We start from the raw sequence: 21,945 nt of genomic DNA, 5'->3' as shown, positions 1-21,945 counted from the left end.
GCTGTCCCCAATGCTCGATTCCTGACAGGATCACGAATGACTCACCGACCGACACGACTTGCCCTCCCCGCCCTCCCCGCCCTCCTGCTGGCCGCGAGCGCCAGCGCGGGCGCCTACGCTGCCGGCGCCCCAGGCATCGACAGCGTGCGATTTCCCGAGGTCCGCACCGTGCGCTACCAGTGCGACGGCGGCAAGCCGCTGACCGTGCGCTACTTCAACAGCACCGACAACCAGGCGGCCATCCTGCGGCTGGAGGGCAAGCCCGTGCTGGCCGTGAGCGTGGTCAGCGGTTCCGGCGCGCGCTATGTGGGCGGACGCTATGAATGGTGGACCAAGGGTGACGAGGGCACATTGCGCGACCTGATGCAGACGGACGCCAATCCGCCCATGCTGGGCGGCTGCCGCGCCATGCGATAGCGCGGCCTGTCATCGCCGGCCATTTGAGGCAGCGGCAATCCGGGCGATAATGCGGGCCATTGCCATACGGAGAACACCATGGACGAACTTGAAGAACTGTCCGACCTGCCCATGCCACGCTTCATCTGGGGCTTCGCGATCGCCGCCGGACGCGGCGGAGAGGTCCTGCACGACGAGTTCGAGTACCTGACCCATACGCGCACCCCGCGCTTCACGTGCCGCGTGGTCGAACTCGAAGACATGCCGGCCGACAGTGACGAAGGCGGCATCGACGGACGCATCGTCCACCCTGACGATCCGCGCCGCATGTTCTACATCACCGATGCCGGCATGGCGCTGGTCAACTTCGCGATGTTCGACAAGATGCCGGACCGCCAGAAGTTCAAGAAGATCTGCGACGAAGCGATCGCCAACTGGATGTTGCGCCGCGAATTCCTCGGCGACGAGGAAGACGAGGACGACGACGAAGAGTAAGGCCAGCGCGCAGCGCGGTCTGGACTGCGGCCCGCGCCGCGCTAGCGCCCTTCCCTCACCTCGATGAGGTCCGCCGCGACGCGCTGGATTTCCGCATACACCGGGATGGCCTCGAGCGGGCCCGTGCATCCGACGGCTGTTGCCTGGCTGGCATCGGCGCCTGGCGGCAGGAATACAAAGGCCATCCCGGGCCGCCAGCCCGGATGGTTGCGCAAGCTGTCGTTAAGGATGTCGAGATACTGGGCACGCGTGAAAACATGCTTGGCCATGGTCCGTCTCTCCGTGTCGGCTGCAGGCGGGCCGGACGGCCCCCAGTCGCGTCGAACTACCGTTGCGGGGATCGTAGCATGGCATCCCGCACGGCTCTCATCGTGAAGGCTGTGGCCCGGGCCTGACATCCGCCATCAGCTCAGCACTCGCCCTTCTTGGCGTGGCCCGGCGGGCAGTGATACCCCTTATCCTTCTTGCCCTTGCCGCGGTGATCATCCCAGCGGCCCGGCACCAGCACCCAGCCGTCGCGCGACTGGATTCAGCGCGGAGACTCGTAGACGTAGCCAGCGCGCTCGCGTTCCCAGCGTCCCTGCTTCCATGCATGCTTGTGGTGGTGGTCGTCCCAATCCCAGTAGCCCGGCGCCCAGACATAGCCGGGACGCGGTGGGGGGACGACCTCATAGACCGGTGCCGGCGGCGGCACGCCAATGGCAATGTTGACCGAGACCTGGGCCTGCGCGGCGGAACCAGCGGCCAGTCCGCCGCAAATGAAGGCCGCAAGCAGGACCGCGCGCGGCAGGACGCGAAAACGATTCGTCATGGAAACCCTTTCTTTTTGTGGATGTGACGCAAGTCTAACGCCCACGGGCGTCCACCCGTTGTAAGAAAGGGTATCCAGGCACAGGCGACCGTCGTGCCGCGGCACGACGGCGTGGTGGACTAGTGGTCCGCCGCCATGGCCTTCAGTTCGGCATCGCCTGCGACGCGCGCCGCGTCCGATGTGGTGAACGTATCGTCGGAAACAATGGTGCGCCGGATCTGCTGGGCATTGAAATCGACCAGTGAAATGATCCAGACATAGCGGCCCGCCTGGGGCGCGGTCTGCACGAAAGCCTTCAGGCCGGAACGGGACTCGCTCGTCATGATCCACCTCCTCGCAATGCGTGTCTGGGAAGACTAGCACAGCAGGCCAACAGTTCCCCGAGCCCGTGGCGCCCCGCGCTATCAGCCGCCTAGTCGCCCCAGCGTGGCTACCGCGACATTGATCAGGCCCAGCACCAGGTTGATGCCGACCGCCTGCCGGATCCGGTTGAGCGCGGCGCCGGCAACGGGCCATTCGCCAGCTTCCACGGCACGCCGCAAGACCGGATAGGGGCCGAAAAAGACAAAGACGAAGATCGCCGCCATGACCACGCCGATGCCTGCCATCAGGTGCCAGTTCGGCGGTGCCGAGGCCATGCCGACCTGGGCCATCATGGCCCCGCCGCTGAGCAGGATCAGCACCAGTGCCAGCCATACCCAGCGGAAGAAGCGGTCAAAAACGCCGTGCCAGAGACGCAAGCGCGACGGCGGTTCCAGCACCTGGCCGGCGACCGGCCGCAGGCATAGGTAAGCGAAGAACATGCCGCCCACCCAGACGACAGCGGCCATCACATGCAGGAACAGGAGAATCGGCAGGAAGTTCATCTTTGCTGTGCGAGAGCGGGCGCTGCGCGCCGAAGCCTGCATTCTATGCGCCACGCGCATTCGTGCGCACACGATACGGCGCGACTTCCTGGAATTCAGGATTGCCGCGATCGTGCCGATAACTCGCTCTGGCAATCCGGGAACCGCCCTCTCGTCCATCCCGGACCGTTCAAGACCAGAAGACGGGAGCCGTCTCAGACAACCCGATCAGGCCATACGCACACTCGCCCACCTCATGGCTCGCGCCCCAGCCATCCGCTCCAGGCGGAATCCAACCTTCCTTCGTTACTGCCTGCGGCCGCTGATGGTCGCCGTGCTTGCCATCGTCCCCGCCGTGCTGCCCCCGGGCGTCACCGCGCAGCCGGCCCCGCAACGCGTCGACATGGTGGCGCGCGTGGTCTTCAGCCTGCTCGGCTATGCGCGCTGGCCGGCGGAGCGAGAGTCGATCCGCCTGTGCGTGGACAACGCCAGCCGGTATCCGGCGCGCCTGCTTGAGGGCGCTACCCTGGGCAACGGCAGGCAGGTGCGCCCGCGCGAGGTCGACGTCATGGCGGATCCGCTCGCGAGCCAGTGCGACGCGCTCTATCTTGGCGCCATGACCGACGTCCGGCGCCAGCGCCTCGCCGCGGAACTGACGGGCCGGCCGGTGCTGGTGATCAGCGAAGAAGACTTCGAGTGCGAGACCGGCAGCATGTTCTGCCTGAGTATCCGCGAGAGCCAGGTGTCGTTCCGCGTGAATCTCGATGCGCTCGGCCGCAGCGGTGTCCATGTCCATCCCGCCGTGCTGCAACTGGGCCGGCGCAGGGGCGCATCGTCATGAAGCCCGGATCGCGCCTTGCCAATGCTGCCAATGGCCGGCAACGCCCTACCCTCTACGGCGCGCTGCGCCGCATCCATCTTGGCGTGGCGCTGCTGGCGGTCTGCACGGCCGGGCTTTCCCTGACAGCACTGGGCCTGACCGCACTGCGGGTCTATGCCGACCACAACCTGCGGCTGGTGGCGCGTTCGATTGCCTATACGCTCGAAGCACCCGTGGTCTTCCACGACAAGGCCGCCGCCGGCGAGACCCTGGCCCTGATCGCCGCATCCGAAGACGTATCCCGCGCCACCGTGCTCGATCCGGACCACCGCGTCCTGGCGGACTGGCATCGTGCGGGCCACGAACGCCGTGACGGCTTGCGCCACGCGATCGGGGAATTGCTCGGCACCGGCGTGATCGAGCAGCGCATCCTGCATGACGCCAAGCCGGTCGGCACGCTGCGCATAACCGGCGATCCGTCCAACCTGCTGCACTTCCTGCTGCAGGGCGCGCTCGGCCTGCTCGCCTGCCTGCTGCTGACGGCGGTAAGCGCGCACTACCTGTCGAGCCGCATGCTGGTGCAAATCATCGAGCCGCTGCGCAACCTGATGCGCGTGGCCCACGCCGTGCGTTCGGAGCGCGATTTCGCCCAGCGCACGCCGCCTGCCCGCATCGAGGAACTCAATGCGCTGGGCGATGACTTCAACGGCCTGCTCGACGAACTGCAAACCTGGCAAAACCAGATGCAGCACGAGAACCGGTCGCTCGCCCATCGTGCCAGCCATGACTCGCTGACGGGCCTGCTCAACCGGTCCGCGTTCGAAGAACTGCTGGAGCTCGCCGTGCGCGCGGCAGCAGCGAGCGCCGGCCATGCGGCGGTGCTCTACCTCGACAGCGATGACTTCAAGGGTATCAATGACCGTTTTGGCCACGCTGCCGGCGACGCCGTGCTGGTGGCCCTGGCGCAACGCATCCGCGCCAGCGTGCGCGAAGGCGATGTCGTCGCCCGGCTGGGCGGCGACGAGTTCGCGGTGCTGACCACTTCCTTGCGCGCGCCGGCAGACGCGATCCAGATTGCGGAGCAGATCCTGCAACGGGTCCCCGAGCCCGTCCTGTTACCCGATGGCAGCCGCATCACGGCTTCGCTCAGCATTGGCATGGCCGTGTTTCCGGTGCATGCGCAGGGCAGCCAGGGGCTGCTGCATGCGGCCGACGCGGCCATGTACGGCGCCAAGCGCCAGTCCGGCGGAGGCTGGCAGAGTGCCGAGCCACGCCTGGAGGCCTGCCAGGACCAGCGATGACGCCAACCTGTCCTCAGTCGCCAAACGGATTGGGCGCTCGATTCTCCACGGCGTCCGACAAGTCGAACTCGTCCCGCACCTTGTCGACCGCGGCGCGGATGCCGGCCTCGTAGCCGGTGCCCCGGCCGAGCCCCTTCATATCCCAGTTCCGTCCGCGCGCATCGCGCGGGTGAGGCTCAGGCATCGGTACGCGGATCTTCGCACCGTCCTCTCCGATTTCATCGATCTGCTGGACTCGCCGGCTCACCTCGTCCTGCAAGGCGCGCCGGCCGCGCTCGCGCTTGGCCATCGCTGTCTCCCGGAAGCGGTTGGGCAGTCATGCTAGCACGGGCAAACCCGTGGGCTCAAAGCGCGGATTTGGCGGCCTGGTAGGCGTCGTAGAGCTTGCGGAAGACCGGTCCGGGCGTGCCTGACCCAATCGCCCGGCCATCAATGGAAACGACGGGAAGAAGCTCCTTGCTTGCCGACGACAGCAATACCTCGTCGGCACCGAACACCTCGTCACGCGAGATGCGGCGCGCCTCCAGCGAAATATCGAGCGCCGCGCACAGTTCCTCCATCAGGCCATAGCGAATGCCTTCCAGGATGAGGTTGTCCTTGGGCGGGGCCGACACCCGCCCTTTGCTGACCACCCAGACATTGGATGAAGACGCCTCGGTGAGCCAGCCATCGCGGAACTGGATCGCCTCGGTGACCCCGTGTTCCGCAGCATGCTGTGCGGCCAGCACATTGCCCAGCAACGAGGTCGACTTGATCTGGCAGTTGAGCCAGCGGCGATCCTCCATCGTCACGCACGGCACGCCCTGGGCCACGGCCGACGCCGGCGGCAGCGACATCGGATTGGTCATGATCAGCACCGTCGGTGTCACTTCAGCAGGGAACGCATGCATGCGCCGCGCCACGCCACGCGTTACCTGGATGTACACCATCTGGTCGGACAAGCCGTTCGCCTCGACCACACGGGCAATCAGCGCCAGCCATTCGGACTCGCTGTGCGGATCGGGGATGCCGATGGATGCCAGGCTGCGTGCCAGGCGCGCGAGGTGCTGGGCGCCGCGAAACGGCTTGCCGTTGTAGATCGGGATGACTTCATAGATCCCATCGCCGAAGATAAAGCCGCGGTCCAGGACCGGGATGCAGGCTTCGGACAAAGGGGTCAGTTCGCCGTTGAGATAGACGGTGGAGTCGGACATGGTGCGAATGGCTTGGAGAGGAGGTCCGATTCTTCCACAGGGAGCGGAGCCAACCTATGCAATTACCGCATAAGGCAACCATCTCCGGCCGTCAAAATAGCGACGCCAGCCTGGGGTGGCACTCGAACGGCGAGAATTCCGTCACCCGATACACTGCCACACCGAACTGATGAAACGGATCCGCCGCGAGCAGCGCGTGAAGCTCATCGTGCGACAAGTCTCCCCGCACCAGGATCACGCTGCCATTCCCGGAGGCCTTTGGTCCGTAGGCCAGGAAGCGGTCCTGCTCGAACATCCGGTTCAAGTAGTCCTGGTGCGCTTGCAGATTCCTCCAGAACTTTTCGGCGGGATGCGGGTACGTCAGTTCAACGAGGTACAAGTGCTTTAGTGCCAAAGGAGGCTTCTTTCCGTGCCGTTGCTGTTTCTGCCAGGGCATGGGAAAGCCGTTTGTCGACGCATTTTTCTCAGCCCTTCGCTGTCAGCGGTATCGCGGTGCGCGGCAGGGCGTGCCGGCGAGCGGCTTGCGGGTCGGGACACGCGCTAAGCACGACGATCAACGCCCGGTGCTGGCGCTCCGCGGCCATCGCACAGCGCAAGGCGGCCAGAAGTTCGCATGCCGGCGTGGCGTCATAACCTTCGGCGCGCAGTGCTTTGACGAGCGCAATCTGGCGCCGGATCCGCTGGCGGCCTTCGCGGATGTAGCGAGTGCTGCGGTCGAGATCCAGAAGCCTGGTTTCAAGGTCAAGCATGTCTCTCTCCCGCAATTCGGTTTTCCCTTGAGGATAGGCACAAGTCACTCCAAACGGCACGCGGTGCGTGGCGCCAAAATGCTCGCTTTCAGGACATCCGAATATGCAGTCATCTTCCTATACAGTATTTCGCTACCCTGCTGAGGAGATTGGCATGCCTTCGCGAACGGTTCGCGTATTGCCGGCTGTATTGGGTTGGTCGATGCAGGCAGATGGCCTGCCCGCACCGCTTCATTTCGCCACGCTTGAAGCTGCCATTGCCGCGGGATGGTACTACGCGCGAAAAGAGCAGGTCGAGCTGGAGATTTGCCGGGAGGACGGGACGGTCCGCCTGCGAAGCACTGGCACGGATGCGCCGATCGGGCCCGCGCTGAAGGACAAAGCCATTCCGAACGATCACCGCCCGTGCCCCGGAGTCGAATCTTGAGCTCTATCACAGCCGTACCGTGCCTCTTGTGCGGCGATCTGGCGCGGCGCTGGTATGACCGTCGCGATCCCCTGCAGGGCGACCGGATGTATCGCTGCGCCCGTTGCGGCGGCCGCTTTTCCGTCACTGGCGAGGCGTCGTCCCTGATAGGCGACGGCCAGTGGGACACGGCTGAACTGATGGACACCGTGAGGCGGCGCATTGCCGTGGGCGAACTGCCTCGCATCGAAAACATCGACGGCATGCCGAGCGTCAGGCCGGTCGGCCGCCAGGCATCCTGAATTCCGCATGAGGCCAGGGCCGCATACGCCCCCGGATTCCTGAGCACTTACCCCGGTTTACCCCTGATTATCGGCAAATTACGAATGCAATCGGTTATGATTCTCATTTAATACATGTGCAGAGGCGTCTTCCCAACGAAGCTGCGCCAGCACAGGAAGACATCTGCTGGCCCGCCCGATGGAATTCAACTTCGAGCTGTTTCCGGTCCTGACCACGGACGACAATCCGCGCACCGGCGCAAAGGTCCTGCGCTTGCTCTCGTCCATTCGGGACACCCGGTCCATGGGCAAGGCCGCCGCCGCCAACGGATTATCGCAACGGCATGGCTGGACGCTGATACGGAGCTGGGAAAAGGCGCTGGGGCAGCCACTCATCGTCGGTGCGCGCGGCAATGGCTCGATGCTGACCCCGTTCGCGATGCGGCTCCTGCACGCCGAATGGCGCTTCCGGCAGGCTACGCAACCGGCCCTTGAGGCGGCCATGGCGGAATTTGCGGCGACGCTGTCGGAAGACGACGAGGAGCCGAGTGCGATGGCGATCGTCCCGCTCCAGGCAAACAAAAAGGGCCGGGGTCAATGACCCAAGCCCTTGTTTGGGACTTTGTCGTTAGCGACTGCTAACCGGCAAAGCCTTGCAGAATCCTGGCGGAGAGAGGGGGATTCGAACCCCCGATAGGCTATTAACCTATACACGCTTTCCAGGCGTGCGACTTAAACCGCTCATCCATCTCTCCGGGAAGTCCGCGATTATAGCAGAGGTCGCCGACGAGTCCAGCGATTCCTGATCCGGCGTCTACCCCTTTCGCAGGTAAGTCACCAGGCGATCGATCACAGGTGCGTTCCTCGGCGTCACCAGGCTGACCAGGATGGCCACCGCAAAACCCGCCGGGACGCCAAAAGCGCCGGACGCGATCGGATCCACGCCAAACCATCGATCGCCGAAAATCCCCGTCATGCGGGTGAAGAACGGATAGTTGACGAAGATGTAGTAGACCGAGATGCCAAGGCCCGCGGCCATGCCTGCCACCGCGCCGGCGGCAGTGGTGCGGCGCCAGAAGATGCCCAGCACCAGCACCGGGAAGAAGCTCGACGCGGCCAGCGAGAAGGCGGCGCCGACCAGGAACAGGATGTTGCCGGGACGCAGCGATGTGACGTACGAAGCGAACAGCGCCACGCCGAGCAGCACGATCTTGGCCGTGGTGACGCGCCGCTGGTGGCTCGCCTGCCGGTCCACCATGTGATAGAAGACGTCATGCGACAGCGCATTGGCGATCGTCAGCAACAAGCCGTCCGCGGTGGAGAGCGCAGCCGCCAGCGCCCCGGCGGCGATCAGCCCCGATATCACGTATGGCAGCCCTGCGATCTCGGGCGCCGCCAGCACGATCATGTCCGGCTGTAGCAGGATTTCCGCCCACTGCACGATACCGTCGCCGTTAACGTCACGCAGCGCGAACACGGGGGGATCGACCTTGCGCCATTGCACGACCCACTGCGGCAGTTCGGCATAAGGCGTGCCGACCACGTGCTGGAAGAACTCGTATTTGACCAGCGCCGCCAGCGCGGGGGCCGATACGTATAGCAAGGCGATGCAGAATATGGCCCACGCCACCGAGTTGCGCGTCTCCTTCACCGACGGCGTGGTGTACAGCCGCGTGAGGATATGGGGCAGGCTGGCCGTCCCCACCATCAGGCAGAACACCAGCAGCACGAAATTCAGCCGCTTGTTCCCGCGCTCCTGCTCGGACGCCGAAGGATAAGGCTCCGTCGACGGCGTGGAAGGCTTGCTGCGCGAGAGCGCGTCTTCACGCATCTGATTCCATTGCTGCTTCGCGGCGGCCGCATCGACCGGGAAATCGATGCGTTCGCGTTCCAGCGCCTTGATCTCCCGCAGTGGCGCATTGCGCTCGCGCAGGTCCAGGAGCCGCGCATCGAGCGCCGCGCGCTCCTCGCCGAACGATTCCGGCAGGCGCGCAATACGGTCCTGCATCTGAATGGCCTGCTGCTGGTAATACTCTCGCACCGCCTGCTCGGCCGGCTCCCGTTCAATCTGTCGTTCGCGCTGGTCAAGCATGGTCAGCATCGGGCCATAGCTAAGCTGCGGCACCATTTCCTGATGATGCTTCCACGCGATCATTGAGACCGTGACCAGGAAGGCGACGATCATCATGATGTACTGGGCCACCTGGGTCCACGTCACGGCGCGCATGCCGCCCAGGAACGAGCAGACCAGGATGCCGGCAAGCCCGAAGAAAATGCCGACTGCGAAATCGACGCCGATAAAACGCGTGACTACCAGGCCAACGCCCTGGATCTGCGCGACAAGATAGACGAACGAGCACAGCGATGCCGCCAGCACGGCAATGGCGCGCACAGGCAGGTTGCCGCCCGGCTTGCCATTGCCGTACCGCGCTGCCAGGAAATCGGGAATCGTGTAGCCGCCGTACTTGCGCAAGTACGGCGCGAGCAGGAATGCGACCAGGCAATAGCCGCCCGTCCACCCCATCACGTAGGCCAACCCTTCATAGCCGGACGCAAACAGGATGCCTGCCAGTCCGATGAACGATGCCGCGCTCATCCAGTCGGCCGCGATCGCCATGCCGTTGAACATGGCAGGCACCCGCCGCGCGGCTACGTAGTATTCGTTGAGGTCCGATGTGCGGCAGATCAGGCCGATGCAGGCGTAGATCGCGATCGTGATAAAGAGAAAGACGTAGCCAAGCCAGAGCGCATCGGCATTGGATTTTTCGAGCAGCCCCATCATGCCGACGAAGCCGAACAAACCCAGTGTGAACAAGCCGTAGTACAGCATCAGCCGGCGGCGGAAACGCGACTGGGCGTCGGGCATAGGCGGCGGTCGGACGATTAAGGGGGATTTACAGTGAAGAACCCGCCGGCGCGCTGAGCGCGGCGGCGGGTCCTGTCCGGCTGGCGGTTACCGGTTGATCCGGTTACTGCGCCTGCTTCAGTTGATCAAGAATCGCAGGGTTCTCCAGCGTCGAGGTATCCTGCGTGATCTCCTCCCCCTTGGCCAGCGAACGCAGCAGGCGCCGCATGATCTTGCCCGAGCGCGTCTTCGGCAGGTTATCGCCGAAGCGGATGTCCTTGGGCTTGGCGATCGGGCCAATCTCCTTGGCCACCCAGTTGCGCAGCTCCGTAGCGATCTGCTGCGCCTCGGCATCGCCCGGACGCGAACGCTTGAGCACTACGAACGCGCAGATGGCCTCGCCCGTGGTGTCGTCCGGGCGGCCCACCACGGCGGCTTCGGCGACGATCGGGTTGGCCACCAGCGCCGACTCGATTTCCATCGTGCCCATGCGATGGCCCGACACGTTCAGCACATCATCGATACGGCCCATGATGGTGAAGTAGCCGGTGTCCTTGTCGCGGATCGAGCCATCGCCCGCCAGGTACAGCGTGCCGCCCAACTCTTCGGGGAAGTAGCTCTTCTTGAAGCGTTCCGGATCGCCCCAGATGGTGCGGATCATCGCCGGCCACGGGCGCTTGACCACCAGGATGCCGCCGGCGCCATTCGGCACATCCTGCCCCGTCTCGTCGACGATGGCCGCCATGATGCCCGGCAGCGGCAGCGTGCACGAACCCGGCACCAGCGGTGTCGCGCCAGGCAGCGGCGTGATCATGTGGCCGCCGGTCTCGGTCTGCCAGAAGGTATCGACGATCGGGCAGCGCTCGTTGCCGATGTTCTTGTAGTACCACATCCAGGCTTCGGGATTGATCGGCTCGCCTACCGTGCCGAGCAGGCGCAGGCTCGACAGGTCGTATTGCTTCGGGTGGATTTTTTCGTCGGCCTCCGCGGCCTTGATCAGCGAACGGATCGCCGTCGGCGCAGTGTAGAAGATGCTGACCTTGTGGCGCGCGATCATGTCCCAGAAGCGCCCGGCGTTCGGATAGGTCGGCACGCCTTCGAAGATGATCTGCGTCGCGCCCGCGGCCAGCGGGCCATAGGCGATGTAGGTGTGCCCCGTGACCCAGCCGATGTCGGCGGTACACCAGAAGAGATCGTCGGGCTTGATGTCGAAGGTCCACTGCATCGTCATCAGCGCCCACAGCAGGTAGCCGCCGGTGCTGTGCTGCACGCCCTTGGGCTTGCCCGTCGAGCCCGAGGTGTAGAGCACGAACAGCGGGTGCTCGGCGCTGACAGGCACGGCTTCGCAGGTATCGAGCTGGCCGGCGGAGACGTCTTCCATCGAGCGGTCGCGGCCTTCCACCCAGTTGACCTTGCCGCCGGTGCGGCGATAGACGATCACGTCCTTCACCGCTTCGCAGCCGCCGAGCGCGAGGGCATCATCGGCTATGGCCTTGAGCGGCAGCGCCTTGCCGCCGCGCATCTGCTCGTCGGCGGTGATCAGCGCCACGGCGCCGACGTCGACCAGCCGCTCCTGCAGCGACTTGGCCGAGAAGCCGCCGAACACGACCGAATGCGTGGCACCCAGCCGCGCGCAGGCCTGCATCGCCACCACGCCTTCGACCGACATCGGCATGTAGATCACCACGCGGTCGCCCTTCTTGATGCCGAGCTTTTTCAGGCCATTGGCAAAGCGGCAGACCTGCGCGTGCAGGTCCTGGTAGGAGACGCGCCTCACGGTGCCATCGTCGGCCTCGAACACGATTGCCGTCTTTTCGGCGTTGCCATTCTCCAGATTGCGGTCCAGGCAGTTGTACGACGCGTTGAGTTCGCCGTCCTCGAACCACTTGTAGAACGGGGCATTGCTCTCGTCGAGCACCTTGGTGAACGGCTTGTTCCAGTGCAGCAGGTCGCGCGCGCGGCTGGCCCAGAAGCCTTCGTAGTCGCGCTCCGCCTCGTCGCACAACGCGCGGTAGGCGTCCATGCCCGAGATCGTGGCTTGCCGGACGAAGGACTCGGGCGGATTGAAAACGCGATGCTCTTGCATCACCGATTCGATAGCGGACATAAGACGGGTCTCCTGATTTTTGACTGAACGGCTCGGCTGCAAATTACGCCCGGCGGCTTACTTAAACCTGACGCTCTCCCGCGCTACGGCTGGGCCCGGAACCTTGCTGCAAAGCAACAAGCCTGCGTGCCGATAGCCATGGCAAGGAATGTGCAGCCTTCTTCATTAGGCTAGCACAGCTATAATGCCCCGGGCCCGATATTCGGGCGCCTCAGCGTCCACAACGCGCCCTATTCCGGCACCTGCTGAACAATCGCAGTTTGCCCGCACCCGGCCCGCACAAGGGGCTTCGTGCTCACTCCCGAGGCAGCATCCGTGTCCGTCTACCCGTTCTTCCTGATCGCCTCGATGGCACTCGTCGGCAGCAACGTCGGCCTGGGCAAATCCATCATCGCCCATGTGCCGGTGCTGCTGTTCGCGCTGCTGCGCTTTGTCATCGCCATCGTCTGCCTGTCACCGTGGTACCGGCCATCGCGCATGCGCCAGGTGTCACGCGCAGAGTGGCGCAACCTGTTTCTGCAGGCGTTCTTCGGCACCTTCCTGTTCACGCTGCTGATGCTCAATGGCGTGCGCCTGACCAGCGCCATGGCCGCGGGCGTGATTACGAGCACGATCCCGGCGACGGTGGCCATCCTGTCCTGGTTGTGGCTGCGTGAACGGCTGTCGCGCCGGACCGTGGCGTCGGTGCTGCTGGCCGTGGCCGGCGTGGCGGTGCTCAACGTAGCCCGCGGCGGTTCGCATGGCGCCGGCAGCGGCGGCAGCCAGGCCCTGCTCGGCAACCTGATGATCCTGGGTGCCGTGGTCTGCGAATCGATCTACGTGATCCTGTCGCGTCGGCTGACGCAGACGCTGGCGGCCATCGAGATCTGCGCCTACACCCACCTGATTGGCGGCCTGCTGATGCTGCCGCTCGGTTTCATTCCGCTGCTGGATTTTGACCCGTCCACCGTGCCCACGCAGACCTGGCTGATGCTGCTGTGGTACGCACTGTCCGCAAGCGTATTCTCGTTCTGGCTGTGGATGAAGGGCATCCGCCATGTACCGGCCCAACTCGCGGGCGTATTTACGTCGGTGCTGCCGGTGGCGGCAGCCGCCTACGGCATTGTCTTTCTGGGCGAGACACCGGGCTGGCCCCACGCCATCGCGCTGGGCTGCGTGCTGGGCGGCATCCTGCTGGCAAGCTGGCCCGGGCCGATGGCGCGCCGGGTGTTGCAGGACAGGGCCTGAATCGTTTCAGGGCGTCACAGTCACGCGGCACGCAACATGGGCGCGGTACAATCCAGACCCATTTCGAATGTCTGGTAACAAAGACCTAGCTGATTGCCCATGGCCCAATCCTCGATGCGCCCGATCCCCCGCCTTATCTTTGCCTCCCGCTGGCTCCAGTTGCCGCTGTACCTCGGCCTGATCGTCGCGCAGGGCGTCTACGTCTATCACTTCATGGTCGAGGTGTGGCACCTGCTGTCGCACGTGACCGAGTACGACGAGAACAAGATCATGCTGGTGGTGCTCGGCCTGATCGACGTGGTGATGATCTCCAACCTGCTGATCATGGTGATCGTGGGTGGCTACGAAACGTTCGTCTCGCGCCTGGGGATCGACGACCACCCCGATGAGCCCGAGTGGCTCGACCATGTCAACGCCGGCGTGCTCAAGGTGAAGCTGTCGATGGCGCTGATCGGCATCTCGTCGATCCACCTGCTCAAGACCTTCATCGACGCAGAGCAGCGCACGACCCACACCATCATGTGGCAGGTCGCCATCCACCTGGCCTTCCTGCTCTCGGCCGTGGCGATGGCCTGGGTGGACCGGATGGTTTCCCACCCCGCCGGCGCACATGCCAAATCTCCATCACACTGAAGCGGCGAGCACCGTTGGATTACGCTGACCGCGGCCTTGCGCCGCGGTTTTCATTTGAGGCCACCCTTACGTTTCAATATGACGAAAAATGCACGCAGCACACTGTAGACGCCTGTATGCAGACCGGCAGAGCGCCCTCGCTCAGTGTATGATTTCGCCCTGTGTTTCACCGCTGCCACCCCCCATAAAATGACCGTCATCAAGCAAGAAGACCTCATCCAGAGCGTCGCCGACTCCCTGCAGTACATCAGCTACTACCATCCGATGGACTACATCACCAGCCTGGGCCGCGCCTACGAGCTGGAGCAGAGTCCCGCTGCCAAGGATGCGATCGCGCAGATCCTGACCAACAGCCGCATGTGCGCCGAAGGCAAGCGCCCGATCTGCCAGGACACCGGCATCGTCACGGTCTTCGTCAAGGTCGGCATGGACGTGCGCTGGGATGGCGCCACCATGAGCCTGACGGACATGATCAACGAAGGCGTGCGCCGCGGCTACACCCATCCGGACAACGTGCTGCGCGCGTCGATCGTCAGCCCGCCCGAAGGCGCCCGCAAGAACACCAAGGACAACACCCCGGCCGTGATCCACTACGAGATCGTGCCGGGCAACACCGTGGACATCCAGGTCGCGGCCAAGGGCGGCGGCTCGGAGAACAAGTCCAAGTTCGTGATGCTGAACCCGTCCGACTCGATCGTCGACTGGGTGCTGAAGACCGTGCCGACCATGGGCGCCGGCTGGTGCCCGCCGGGCATGCTTGGCATCGGCATCGGCGGCACCGCCGAGAAGGCGATGGTCATGGCGAAAGAATCGCTGATGGAGTCGATCGATATCCAGGACATCATCGCCCGCGGCCCGAAGGACTGGATCGAGGAACTGCGCGTCGAGCTGTACGAGAAGGTCAACGCGCTGGGCATCGGCGCGCAAGGCCTGGGCGGCCTGGCGACCGTGCTGGACGTCAAGATCATGGCCAGCCCGACGCACGCCGCATCCAAGCCGGTCGCGATGATCCCGAACTGCGCCGCGACCCGCCACGCGCACTTCACGCTGGACGGCAGCGGCCCAGCCAAGCTCGAAGCGCCGGACCTGTCGCAATGGCCGAAGGTCGAGTGGGCACCGAACACCGAAACCTCGAAGCGCGTCGACCTGAACACGCTGACGCCGGAAGAAGTCGCCTCGTGGAAGCCGGGCCAGACCCTGCTGCTCAACGGCAAGATGCTGACCGGCCGCGACGCCGCGCACAAGCGCATCGCCGACATGCTGGCCAAGGGCGAGAAGCTGCCGGTGGACTTCAAGAACCGCGTGATCTACTACGTCGGTCCGGTTGATCCGGTGCGCGACGAAGCCGTCGGCCCGGCCGGCCCGACCACCGCCACGCGCATGGACAAGTTCACCGAGATGATGCTGGCCGAGACCGGCCTGATCTCGATGATCGGCAAGGCCGAGCGCGGTCCGGTCGCCATCGAGGCCATCAAGAAGCACAAGTCGGCCTACCTGATGGCCGTGGGCGGCGCCGCTTACCTGGTAGCCAAGGCGATCCGGGAAGCCAAGGTGGTCGGCTTCGAAGACCTCGGCATGGAAGCCATCTACGAGTTCGACGTCAAGGACATGCCCGTGACGGTCGCCGTGGATAGCCAGGGCACGTCGGTGCACAAGACCGGCCCCGCCGAATGGCAGGCCAAGATCGGCAAGATTCCGGTCGCGGCGCTGTAAGATTGCGCGCTTGCATGAAAAAGCCGGGTTCTCCCCGGCTTTTTTTCCACCCCTGCCCTTCCGCTTGCCCAACGTGAACCCCGCTCCCATCGGCGTCTTCGATTCCGGCCTCGGCGGCCTGTCCGTGCTGCGCGAGATCCGCGCATTGCTGCCTCAAGAGTCGCTGCTTTACCTGGCCGACTCGAAGTACGCACCCTATGGCGAGAAACCTGAGTCTTTCGTGCAGGCACGCACGCTGCAGGCATGCGAATGGCTGCTGGCGCAAGGCTGCAAGGCGCTTGTGATCGCCTGCAACACCGCCACCGGCCACGCCGTCGAATTGCTGCGCCAGACACTGCCCGTGCCGATCATCGGCGTAGAACCCGGCCTCAAGCCTGCGGCGGCAGCCAGCCGCAGCAAGGTGGTAGGTGTACTGGCCACGGCCAATACGCTCAAGAGTGCAAAGTTCGCGCGGTTGCTGGCATCGCTCGACGGGGAAAGCCAGTTCATCTGCGAGGCGGGGCTCGGCCTGGTGCCGCTGATCGAGCAAGGCGACATCGACGGGCCTGACATACGCGGCCGGCTGGACAATTACCTCACGCCGATGCTGGAGGCTGGCGCTGACACGCTGGTGCTCGGCTGCACCCACTACCCGTTCCTCTCGGACACCATCCGCGGCATGGTCGGCGACCAGCTGGCACTGGTTGATACTGGCAGCGCCATTGCGCGTCAGCTGGCGCGCAAGCTGGGGGAACACGCCCTGGCCAGCGCCCCCGATGCCATGCCGCTGGACCGCTTTGCCTCGACCAAGGATGCCGCCCACCTTAGGCAGATGGCGGCCGCGCTGCTGCATATCGAAGCGCAGGCGGAGACAGTGACCATCGAACCCGCCCCCGCCTTCTGACGCCTAGCGCAAAAAGCCGAGCGGACGGTGCGTCCGCACGTCCGGCTTGACCGCGTGCTCGTGCCGCAACTGCGCGAGGAATTCTTCCGGCGTCAGTGAATCGCCAAGCAGCACGCACTGGCGCTTGACCGTGGCGAAGTCGCCGGGCGTCAGGCAATCCATCGCATCGAGCTCTTGCCGCATGGCATCCGTCAGCCGGGCCTCGTCACCATCCAGCGCTTCATCGACGAACATCGTGGCGCGCTGGCCGGCCTTCAGCGGCAGGAAGCGGATCTTGAACGAGAACCTGCGCAAGGCAGCCTCATCGATGCGGTCGAACAGGTTCGTCGTGCAGACAAAGATGCCGTTGAAGCGCTCCATGCCCTGCAGCATCTCGTTGACTTCCGACACCTCATAGTTGCGCACGGCCTGCTGGCGGCTTTGCATGAAGCTGTCGGCTTCATCGAGGAGCAGCACCGCGCCGTCTTCCTCGGCGCGGGCAAACATGGCGGCAATCTGCTGCTCGGTCTCGCCGACGTACTTGCTCATCAGGTCCGAGGCGCGCCGGATCATCAGCGGCATGTCCAGCGCCGCGGCAATGTGCTCCGCCAGCGCGGTCTTGCCCGTGCCAGGTGGCCCATAAAAGCACAGCGTGCCGCGTTGCCGCACGCGTAGCGCTTCAATGATCTTTGCCACGTCGTAGCGTGTTTCCAGGTGCAGGTTGTCCAGCCGATAGTGGGTCACCACGGGCCTGACCTCGGCCTCCGGCCGCAGCCCCATGGCGCGGTCGGCGTGCTCGAGCTGGCGCAGGATCAGCGCCTCGACGGGCTCGTCCACGTCCGGCCGCGCGAGCTGCACGAAACGCGCGGCCGACTGCACTTGCGCCGGCGTCAGCGTCTTGCGTCCCGCCAGCGCGGTGATGAAGCCGTCGCTGACGTCCAGCCCGCCCAGGTGCTTGCGGATGATGTTCTCGCGCACCAGCGGCGGCGGGATCTTCAGTTCGAGGTGGAACTGGAAACGGCGCAGATAGGCGGGGTCGATCTGCCGGATTGAATTCGAGATCCAGATCACGGGGACCGGATTCTGCTCAAGCGTCTGGTTGACCCAGGCCTTGCCGTTCACCGAAGCACGCGCATCCTCCTGGCCGAACAGGCTCATCAGCTCGCGCGAACTGCCGGGGAACACGTCCTCGACTTCGTCGAACAGCAGCGCGGTGCGCGGGCGCCCGCGCAGGAAGGCCTGCGACACCTGCAACGAGCGATAGCGGTCCTTGCCCGAAAGGCTGTTGCCGTCGCGGTCCAGGCAATCGACCTCATACAGCTCGCAGCCGGCTTCGCCCGCCAGCAAGCGCGCGAACTCGGTCTTGCCGGTGCCGGGCGGGCCGTAGATCAGCACATTGACGCCCGCTGCGTGCTGGCGCGTGGCGTTAGACAGCAGCGCGGAAAGGTAGCGCGCGTCGGTGTCGACATGCGGATAATCGGCAACGGTCAGCGTGGGCGGCGCGGCCGGGCGCGTGAACACCGCCATCATCTCGGCCTCGTTGGCATAGTTGCCGAGCAACACATGCAGCAGGCGGTCGGACAGGCGCATCAGGTCGCCCAGGTCGGTCACGCTGTTCTCGGGCAAGGGCTGCTCGATCAGGTTCAGCGTCTCCAGCCGCGAACCTGGCCGCAGCGACGCGGCCACGTCCGCCGGGCTCGCGCCGGTCAGCCCGGACAGGATCTGGAACGCCTCCTGGCTATGCGCCACCTTGCAGTCCACCATCACGGCGCGCAGGTCGCGCTTGTACTTGGCCAGCGCCGCGAACAGCAACAGCTTGCGCTCGTGCTCGGGCAGGTCCAGCACATGGCTGAGCATGTCGATATTGCGCACCAGCAGCACGCGCTCGCCATCGAGCCGCGATGCGATGGCCGACGCCGAGGCATCGAACACCGCGAACATGTCCTTGGCGTGGTGCTTGACGTACTCGTCGAGGTAGTAGAACAGCGCGCTCTCGTCGAAAGCGCTGTTCCACTGGCCATGGCGCTCCAGGAACTCCTCGGGCGTCAGGCGTCCCGCCCCTTTCCACGCCGGCATGTCGGCGCAGCGGGCCGACAGAAAGCGCTGCACGCGCAGCACGACACCATACGGCCACACCATTTCCTGCGCGCTGACCGTCAGCACGTCATTGATATTGCTGCGCAGGTTGAACCGCGGCCCCAGCGCACACACGACCCGCAGGGCAAACTGGGCGCACATCCAGTCCAGCGCCGAACTCGCCGACAGGCCCGGCCCGGGGCGCAGTATCTTGGAGCGGTCCTCTTCAGCAAAACGTGTGAAGTCCATGGCCTCATCCCCGTGCCCCCGATTGCGACGCCGCAACAGGGGTACCACCCCGCTCGCACTCTTTCCATATGCTAGCGCGCTTTGCGGCTTGCGACGCATTCCGAACGCCTCGCCATGCCCGCCATTGTTGTGCCGCCCTCCCCCTCGAAACGCTGTCTGGATTTGGGGGTATAACTGCCCTTTGGACAAATTTCCAGCTGCGGCGCACAAATCACAACAAATAAGAATCATTATCGTTTATACTGCTCCACTGACACGCCGCCCGAGAGTGGCGCTCCCCGGCAACCGTATTGCAGGAGCGTTTATCATGGAATTGCTTGTTAGCTTGCTGGTCGGATGTGGTATCTCGCTGATCCTGTTCTATCGCAAGTGACTCTGTGCCGGTCGGCAGACACTGTTGTTCACCTCATGTTCGATCAACGCTTCCTCAAGATTACGCTCGCCGTCCTGCTGTTCCACGCCGGCCTGCTTTACCTGATCCAGAGCGGCCTGGGCCGCAAGATGACCGAGGCGGTGATTGCCCCGGAAATCATTGCCCGCATCATTCCGCTCGAGCAGCCCAAGCCGCCCGCGCCGGAGCCGCCCAAGCCGAAGACGGAAACGCCGCCCAAGCAGGTGAAGGTCACCACGCCGCGGCCGACGCCGCCGCAGCCCAAGCCGGTACCGCAACCGGTCGCCGCGCTGCCGCCGTCGCCCACTGCGATCGAAGCGCCACCGACGCCGCCTGCCCCACCTGCTCCCGCAGCGCCTGCTCCCGAACCAGCGCCCGTCTCCTCCGCGCCGCGTGCCGTGGGGATCGGCGAGATCCAGTGCTCGCCGCCGCAGCCAAGCTATCCGTCCCAGTCACGCCGCATGGGCGAGACCGGCAAGACCGTGGTGCGCCTGACAACGGATGAAACCGGCAAGGTCGTCAAGACGACCGTAGTATCCTCCAGCGGATCGTCACGCCTGGACCAGGCTGCCGTCGACGCCGTCCAGCGCATGCGCTGCAAGCCGTACCTGGATAACGGCCGCGCCATTGCCGTGACCGCGCAGCAGCCGATTGGATTCGAACTGAACTGATCTCAACCTACAACGTACTCACCAGGAACCAACATGCAGGACCTCGGACTTTCCCACCTCTGGTCGCAAGGCGATTTCGTCATGCGTGCGACGGCCATCATTCTGCTGATCATGTCGCTCTTGTCGTGGATCGTGATCCTTACGAAGGCGTGGGATCTGGTTCGCCTCAAGAAGATGGCCCACGGCGCGGAAAAGCGCTTCTGGCACTCCGACGATTTCGACCACGCCCTGGAAACGCTGGGCGCCAGCGACGCCAACCCGTTCCGCACGCTGGCCATCGCCGGCAAGGACGCCGCCCAGCACCACCGCGCCAGCCAGCCGCAGCTGCATGACGTGATGGACATTTCGGACTGGCTGACGCGCTCGCTCAAGAGCTCGATCGACGAAGCCGTTGCGCGCATGCAGTCGGGCCTGGCGGTACTGGCTTCGGTGGGTTCCACCGCACCGTTCGTGGGCCTGTTCGGCACCGTGTGGGGGATCTATCATGCGCTGATCGGCATTGGCGCCTCGGGCGTGCCGACGATCGACAAGGTTGCCGGCCCGGTGGGCGAGGCCCTGATCATGACGGCCTTCGGCCTGGCCGTGGCCATTCCCGCGGTGCTCGGCTACAACGCGCTGACGCGCGGCAACAAGGCGGTGATCTCCAAGCTGAACCGCTTTGCCCACGACCTGCACGCCTACTTCGTGACCGGCGCGCGCGTCCGCCCGACCGGCACCCGCGCCGAAGACAACGCCGTGCGGCTCGCCGCGGCACGGCAGTAACACCCTCGCATCAAGGAAGTCATCATGGCATTTGGCACCCTCGACGGCGACGATGACGAGGTGATGAGCGAAATCAACATGACGCCGCTGGTCGACGTCATGCTGGTCCTGCTGATCATCTTCATCATCACGATCCCGGTCATCAATCACGCGGTAAAGATCGACCTGCCGCGCGCAAGCAATACGCCGAACGATTCCAAGCCGCAGAGCATCAATGTCTCGATCGATGCCCAGGGCAAGGTCTACTGGAACCAGACTGAAGTCGACGAGACCACGCTGGCGAACAACATCGCCCTGGCCGCCCAGCAGGAGCCGCAGCCCGAACTGCACCTGCGCGCGGACCGCGACGTGCGCTATGAACGCGTGGCCGAAGTCATGGCCGCCGCGCAGCACGGCGGACTTGGCAAGATCGGCTTCATCACCGAACCGAAACAGTAGGCATGGCCTGACCTGGCTATGCGGAATGAAGGGCATCCCACGGGATGCCCTTTTTCTTTGACACGGCCGACGCGCCAAATATGTAACGATTGATCGGCACTATTGAAATGATAACGGTTCTCATTTATGCTTCTTTCATCGCAAGCACGGACCTCCGGTGACGCCATGCGCCCGGCGTGCAAGCCAATCCCCTCATTGCCGAACGGAGCCAGATGATGAGCACCCTTTCCCTGCCGCTGTCGCAACCCCGTGAAGTTACCCGCCGCCGCCTGTCGCTGCGGCGCGTGGAAGTGGCCCCGCAGGGCCGACGCGATACGCCTGCGGCATCCGCCCTGGACTCGGTGAAATCCGCCGTGGCGGCCATTCCGGCCCGCCTCGAAGCGCTGGTGCGCGACAGCCTGTCGAATTCGCCCGTGGCCGAGCCTGTCGCGCTCGAAACCATCATGCGTGGGGCCACGACGCTGCCGATCCGCCATAACGGCGACATCTACACGCTGCGCGTCACGCGCTATGGCAAGCTGATCCTGACAAAGTAAGGGAATGACCCGGCGCCGGCACTGCAGTGCGGGCCGTCACAGGAAGTGAAAGGCGGCAGGTCGAACGGCCTGCCGATGGCAAGGCAACGCGCTTGCCAGCCCCGCATCCACGCGGGGCTTCCGATGAGATGGGATCAG

Annotated in this window: 25 protein-coding genes, 1 tRNA gene and 1 pseudogene; 15 read left to right on the top strand and 12 right to left on the bottom strand. The window is 64.7% G+C overall.

Going from position 1 to position 21,945, the window contains the following annotated elements:
- Nucleotides 1–36 precede the first annotated feature (36 nt).
- Nucleotides 37–417, top strand: a complete 381-nt coding sequence (locus tag ACIGJB_RS05160; protein WP_483731685.1) for an MliC family protein — start codon at nt 37–39, stop codon at nt 415–417.
- A gap of 78 nt (nt 418–495) precedes the next feature.
- The gene (locus ACIGJB_RS05155; protein ID WP_483731684.1) at nt 496–891 is read left to right on the top strand and encodes a hypothetical protein; all 396 of its coding nucleotides are present in this window, start codon (nt 496–498) and stop codon (nt 889–891) included.
- 41 nt (nt 892–932) lie between these two features.
- On the opposite strand, the gene ACIGJB_RS05150 is transcribed toward ACIGJB_RS05155, so the two are convergent.
- The 4 genes and pseudogenes from ACIGJB_RS05150 to ACIGJB_RS05135 all read right to left on the bottom strand — a co-directional run bounded on the left by ACIGJB_RS05150 (nt 933) and on the right by ACIGJB_RS05135 (nt 2,568).
- Complete coding sequence (locus tag ACIGJB_RS05150; protein ID WP_483708602.1) at nt 933–1,160, bottom strand: hypothetical protein; 228 nt, start codon at nt 1,158–1,160, stop codon at nt 933–935.
- A 140-nt stretch (nt 1,161–1,300) separates the two neighbouring features.
- Nucleotides 1,301–1,702 (bottom strand): annotated as a pseudogene (locus tag ACIGJB_RS05145) (YXWGXW repeat-containing protein).
- Nucleotides 1,703–1,821: 119 nt separating this feature from the next.
- On the bottom strand, nt 1,822–2,025 hold the full coding sequence (locus ACIGJB_RS05140; RefSeq protein ID WP_483708604.1) for a hypothetical protein: 204 nt from the start codon (nt 2,023–2,025) through the stop codon (nt 1,822–1,824).
- 81 nt (nt 2,026–2,106) lie between these two features.
- Complete coding sequence (locus tag ACIGJB_RS05135) at nt 2,107–2,568, bottom strand: CopD family protein (protein WP_483731683.1); 462 nt, start codon at nt 2,566–2,568, stop codon at nt 2,107–2,109.
- A gap of 235 nt (nt 2,569–2,803) precedes the next feature.
- Here ACIGJB_RS05135 and yfiR point away from each other — a divergent pair, with 235 nt between their 5' ends.
- Together yfiR and dgcN are read left to right on the top strand one after the other, a co-directional pair.
- Entirely contained in the window at nt 2,804–3,388 is a 585-nt protein-coding gene (yfiR, locus tag ACIGJB_RS05130; RefSeq protein WP_483731682.1) for a regulatory sequestration protein YfiR, read from the top strand.
- A complete protein-coding gene (gene dgcN / locus ACIGJB_RS05125; RefSeq protein ID WP_483731681.1) occupies nt 3,385–4,668 on the top strand; it encodes a diguanylate cyclase DgcN/YfiN in 1,284 nt (427 codons plus the stop codon). The genes yfiR and dgcN overlap by 4 nt, the downstream gene beginning before the upstream one ends.
- 13 nt (nt 4,669–4,681) lie before the next feature.
- On the opposite strand, the gene ACIGJB_RS05120 is transcribed toward dgcN, so the two are convergent.
- The 4 genes from ACIGJB_RS05120 to ACIGJB_RS05105 form a co-directional block, all read right to left on the bottom strand.
- Nucleotides 4,682–4,957 carry a hypothetical protein gene (locus ACIGJB_RS05120; RefSeq protein WP_483731680.1) on the bottom strand — a complete coding sequence of 92 codons (276 nt, stop codon included), beginning with the start codon at nt 4,955–4,957 and terminating at the stop codon, nt 4,682–4,684.
- 55 nt (nt 4,958–5,012) lie between these two features.
- On the bottom strand, nt 5,013–5,861 hold the full coding sequence (locus ACIGJB_RS05115) for a D-amino acid aminotransferase (protein WP_483731679.1): 849 nt from the start codon (nt 5,859–5,861) through the stop codon (nt 5,013–5,015).
- Nucleotides 5,862–5,952: 91 nt separating this feature from the next.
- A complete protein-coding gene (locus tag ACIGJB_RS05110) occupies nt 5,953–6,297 on the bottom strand; it encodes a YciI family protein (protein WP_483731678.1) in 345 nt (114 codons plus the stop codon).
- 28 nt (nt 6,298–6,325) lie between these two features.
- On the bottom strand, nt 6,326–6,610 hold the full coding sequence (locus tag ACIGJB_RS05105; RefSeq protein ID WP_483731677.1) for a hypothetical protein: 285 nt from the start codon (nt 6,608–6,610) through the stop codon (nt 6,326–6,328).
- Nucleotides 6,611–6,764: 154 nt separating this feature from the next.
- On the opposite strand from ACIGJB_RS05105, the gene ACIGJB_RS05100 reads away from it, so the two are divergent.
- The 3 genes from ACIGJB_RS05100 (at nt 6,765) to ACIGJB_RS05090 (ending at nt 7,898) form a co-directional block, all read left to right on the top strand.
- Nucleotides 6,765–7,037 (top strand): DUF2188 domain-containing protein, encoded by a 273-nt coding sequence (locus tag ACIGJB_RS05100; RefSeq protein WP_483731676.1) that lies wholly within the window; start codon nt 6,765–6,767, stop codon nt 7,035–7,037.
- Nucleotides 7,034–7,318, top strand: coding sequence for a hypothetical protein (locus ACIGJB_RS05095; protein ID WP_483731675.1), 285 nt, complete (start codon nt 7,034–7,036; stop codon nt 7,316–7,318). The genes ACIGJB_RS05100 and ACIGJB_RS05095 overlap by 4 nt, the downstream gene beginning before the upstream one ends.
- A 178-nt stretch (nt 7,319–7,496) precedes the next feature.
- Nucleotides 7,497–7,898: a winged helix-turn-helix domain-containing protein gene (locus ACIGJB_RS05090; RefSeq protein ID WP_483731674.1), complete on the top strand. Its 402-nt coding sequence runs from the start codon at nt 7,497–7,499 to the stop codon at nt 7,896–7,898.
- 63 nt (nt 7,899–7,961) lie between these two features.
- Here ACIGJB_RS05090 and ACIGJB_RS05085 read toward each other — a convergent pair.
- The 3 genes from ACIGJB_RS05085 to acs form a co-directional block, all read right to left on the bottom strand.
- Nucleotides 7,962–8,052: transfer RNA gene (locus ACIGJB_RS05085), tRNA-Ser, on the bottom strand.
- Between the two features lie 59 nt (nt 8,053–8,111).
- Nucleotides 8,112–10,163 carry a sodium:solute symporter family protein gene (locus ACIGJB_RS05080; protein ID WP_483731673.1) on the bottom strand — a complete coding sequence of 684 codons (2,052 nt, stop codon included), beginning with the start codon at nt 10,161–10,163 and terminating at the stop codon, nt 8,112–8,114.
- Between the two features lie 103 nt (nt 10,164–10,266).
- Nucleotides 10,267–12,249 carry an acetate--CoA ligase gene (acs, locus tag ACIGJB_RS05075; RefSeq protein ID WP_483731672.1) on the bottom strand — a complete coding sequence of 661 codons (1,983 nt, stop codon included), beginning with the start codon at nt 12,247–12,249 and terminating at the stop codon, nt 10,267–10,269.
- A gap of 348 nt (nt 12,250–12,597) precedes the next feature.
- Between acs and ACIGJB_RS05070 the strand changes: the two genes are divergently transcribed.
- The 4 genes from ACIGJB_RS05070 (at nt 12,598) to murI (ending at nt 16,705) form a co-directional block, all read left to right on the top strand.
- Nucleotides 12,598–13,476, top strand: coding sequence for a DMT family transporter (locus ACIGJB_RS05070; protein ID WP_483732257.1), 879 nt, complete (start codon nt 12,598–12,600; stop codon nt 13,474–13,476).
- A 99-nt stretch (nt 13,477–13,575) separates the two neighbouring features.
- Complete coding sequence (locus ACIGJB_RS05065; RefSeq protein WP_483731671.1) at nt 13,576–14,109, top strand: TIGR00645 family protein; 534 nt, start codon at nt 13,576–13,578, stop codon at nt 14,107–14,109.
- Between the two features lie 189 nt (nt 14,110–14,298).
- Nucleotides 14,299–15,822, top strand: coding sequence for a fumarate hydratase (locus ACIGJB_RS05060; RefSeq protein ID WP_483708617.1), 1,524 nt, complete (start codon nt 14,299–14,301; stop codon nt 15,820–15,822).
- 73 nt (nt 15,823–15,895) lie between these two features.
- Entirely contained in the window at nt 15,896–16,705 is an 810-nt protein-coding gene (gene murI / locus ACIGJB_RS05055; RefSeq protein WP_483731670.1) for a glutamate racemase, read from the top strand.
- Nucleotides 16,706–16,708: 3 nt separating this feature from the next.
- Here the strand turns inward: murI and ACIGJB_RS05050 are convergent, their stop codons facing one another.
- A complete protein-coding gene (locus tag ACIGJB_RS05050) occupies nt 16,709–19,009 on the bottom strand; it encodes an AAA family ATPase (protein ID WP_483731669.1) in 2,301 nt (766 codons plus the stop codon).
- A 408-nt stretch (nt 19,010–19,417) separates the two neighbouring features.
- Between ACIGJB_RS05050 and ACIGJB_RS05045 the strand changes: the two genes are divergently transcribed.
- The 4 genes from ACIGJB_RS05045 (at nt 19,418) to ACIGJB_RS05030 (ending at nt 21,807) form a co-directional block, all read left to right on the top strand.
- Nucleotides 19,418–20,071 (top strand): energy transducer TonB, encoded by a 654-nt coding sequence (locus ACIGJB_RS05045; RefSeq protein ID WP_483731668.1) that lies wholly within the window; start codon nt 19,418–19,420, stop codon nt 20,069–20,071.
- Nucleotides 20,072–20,104: 33 nt separating this feature from the next.
- Nucleotides 20,105–20,833 carry a MotA/TolQ/ExbB proton channel family protein gene (locus ACIGJB_RS05040; protein ID WP_483731667.1) on the top strand — a complete coding sequence of 243 codons (729 nt, stop codon included), beginning with the start codon at nt 20,105–20,107 and terminating at the stop codon, nt 20,831–20,833.
- 24 nt (nt 20,834–20,857) lie between these two features.
- Entirely contained in the window at nt 20,858–21,271 is a 414-nt protein-coding gene (locus ACIGJB_RS05035; protein WP_483731666.1) for an ExbD/TolR family protein, read from the top strand.
- Nucleotides 21,272–21,486: 215 nt separating this feature from the next.
- Complete coding sequence (locus ACIGJB_RS05030; RefSeq protein ID WP_483732256.1) at nt 21,487–21,807, top strand: hemin uptake protein HemP; 321 nt, start codon at nt 21,487–21,489, stop codon at nt 21,805–21,807.
- Nucleotides 21,808–21,945: the final 138 nt, after the last annotated feature.

Source organism: Cupriavidus sp. C2SS-8b, assembly GCF_057073745.1.
Note: the sequence above shows the minus strand (reverse complement) of the source record. Positions and strands in the feature narration are given on the sequence as shown.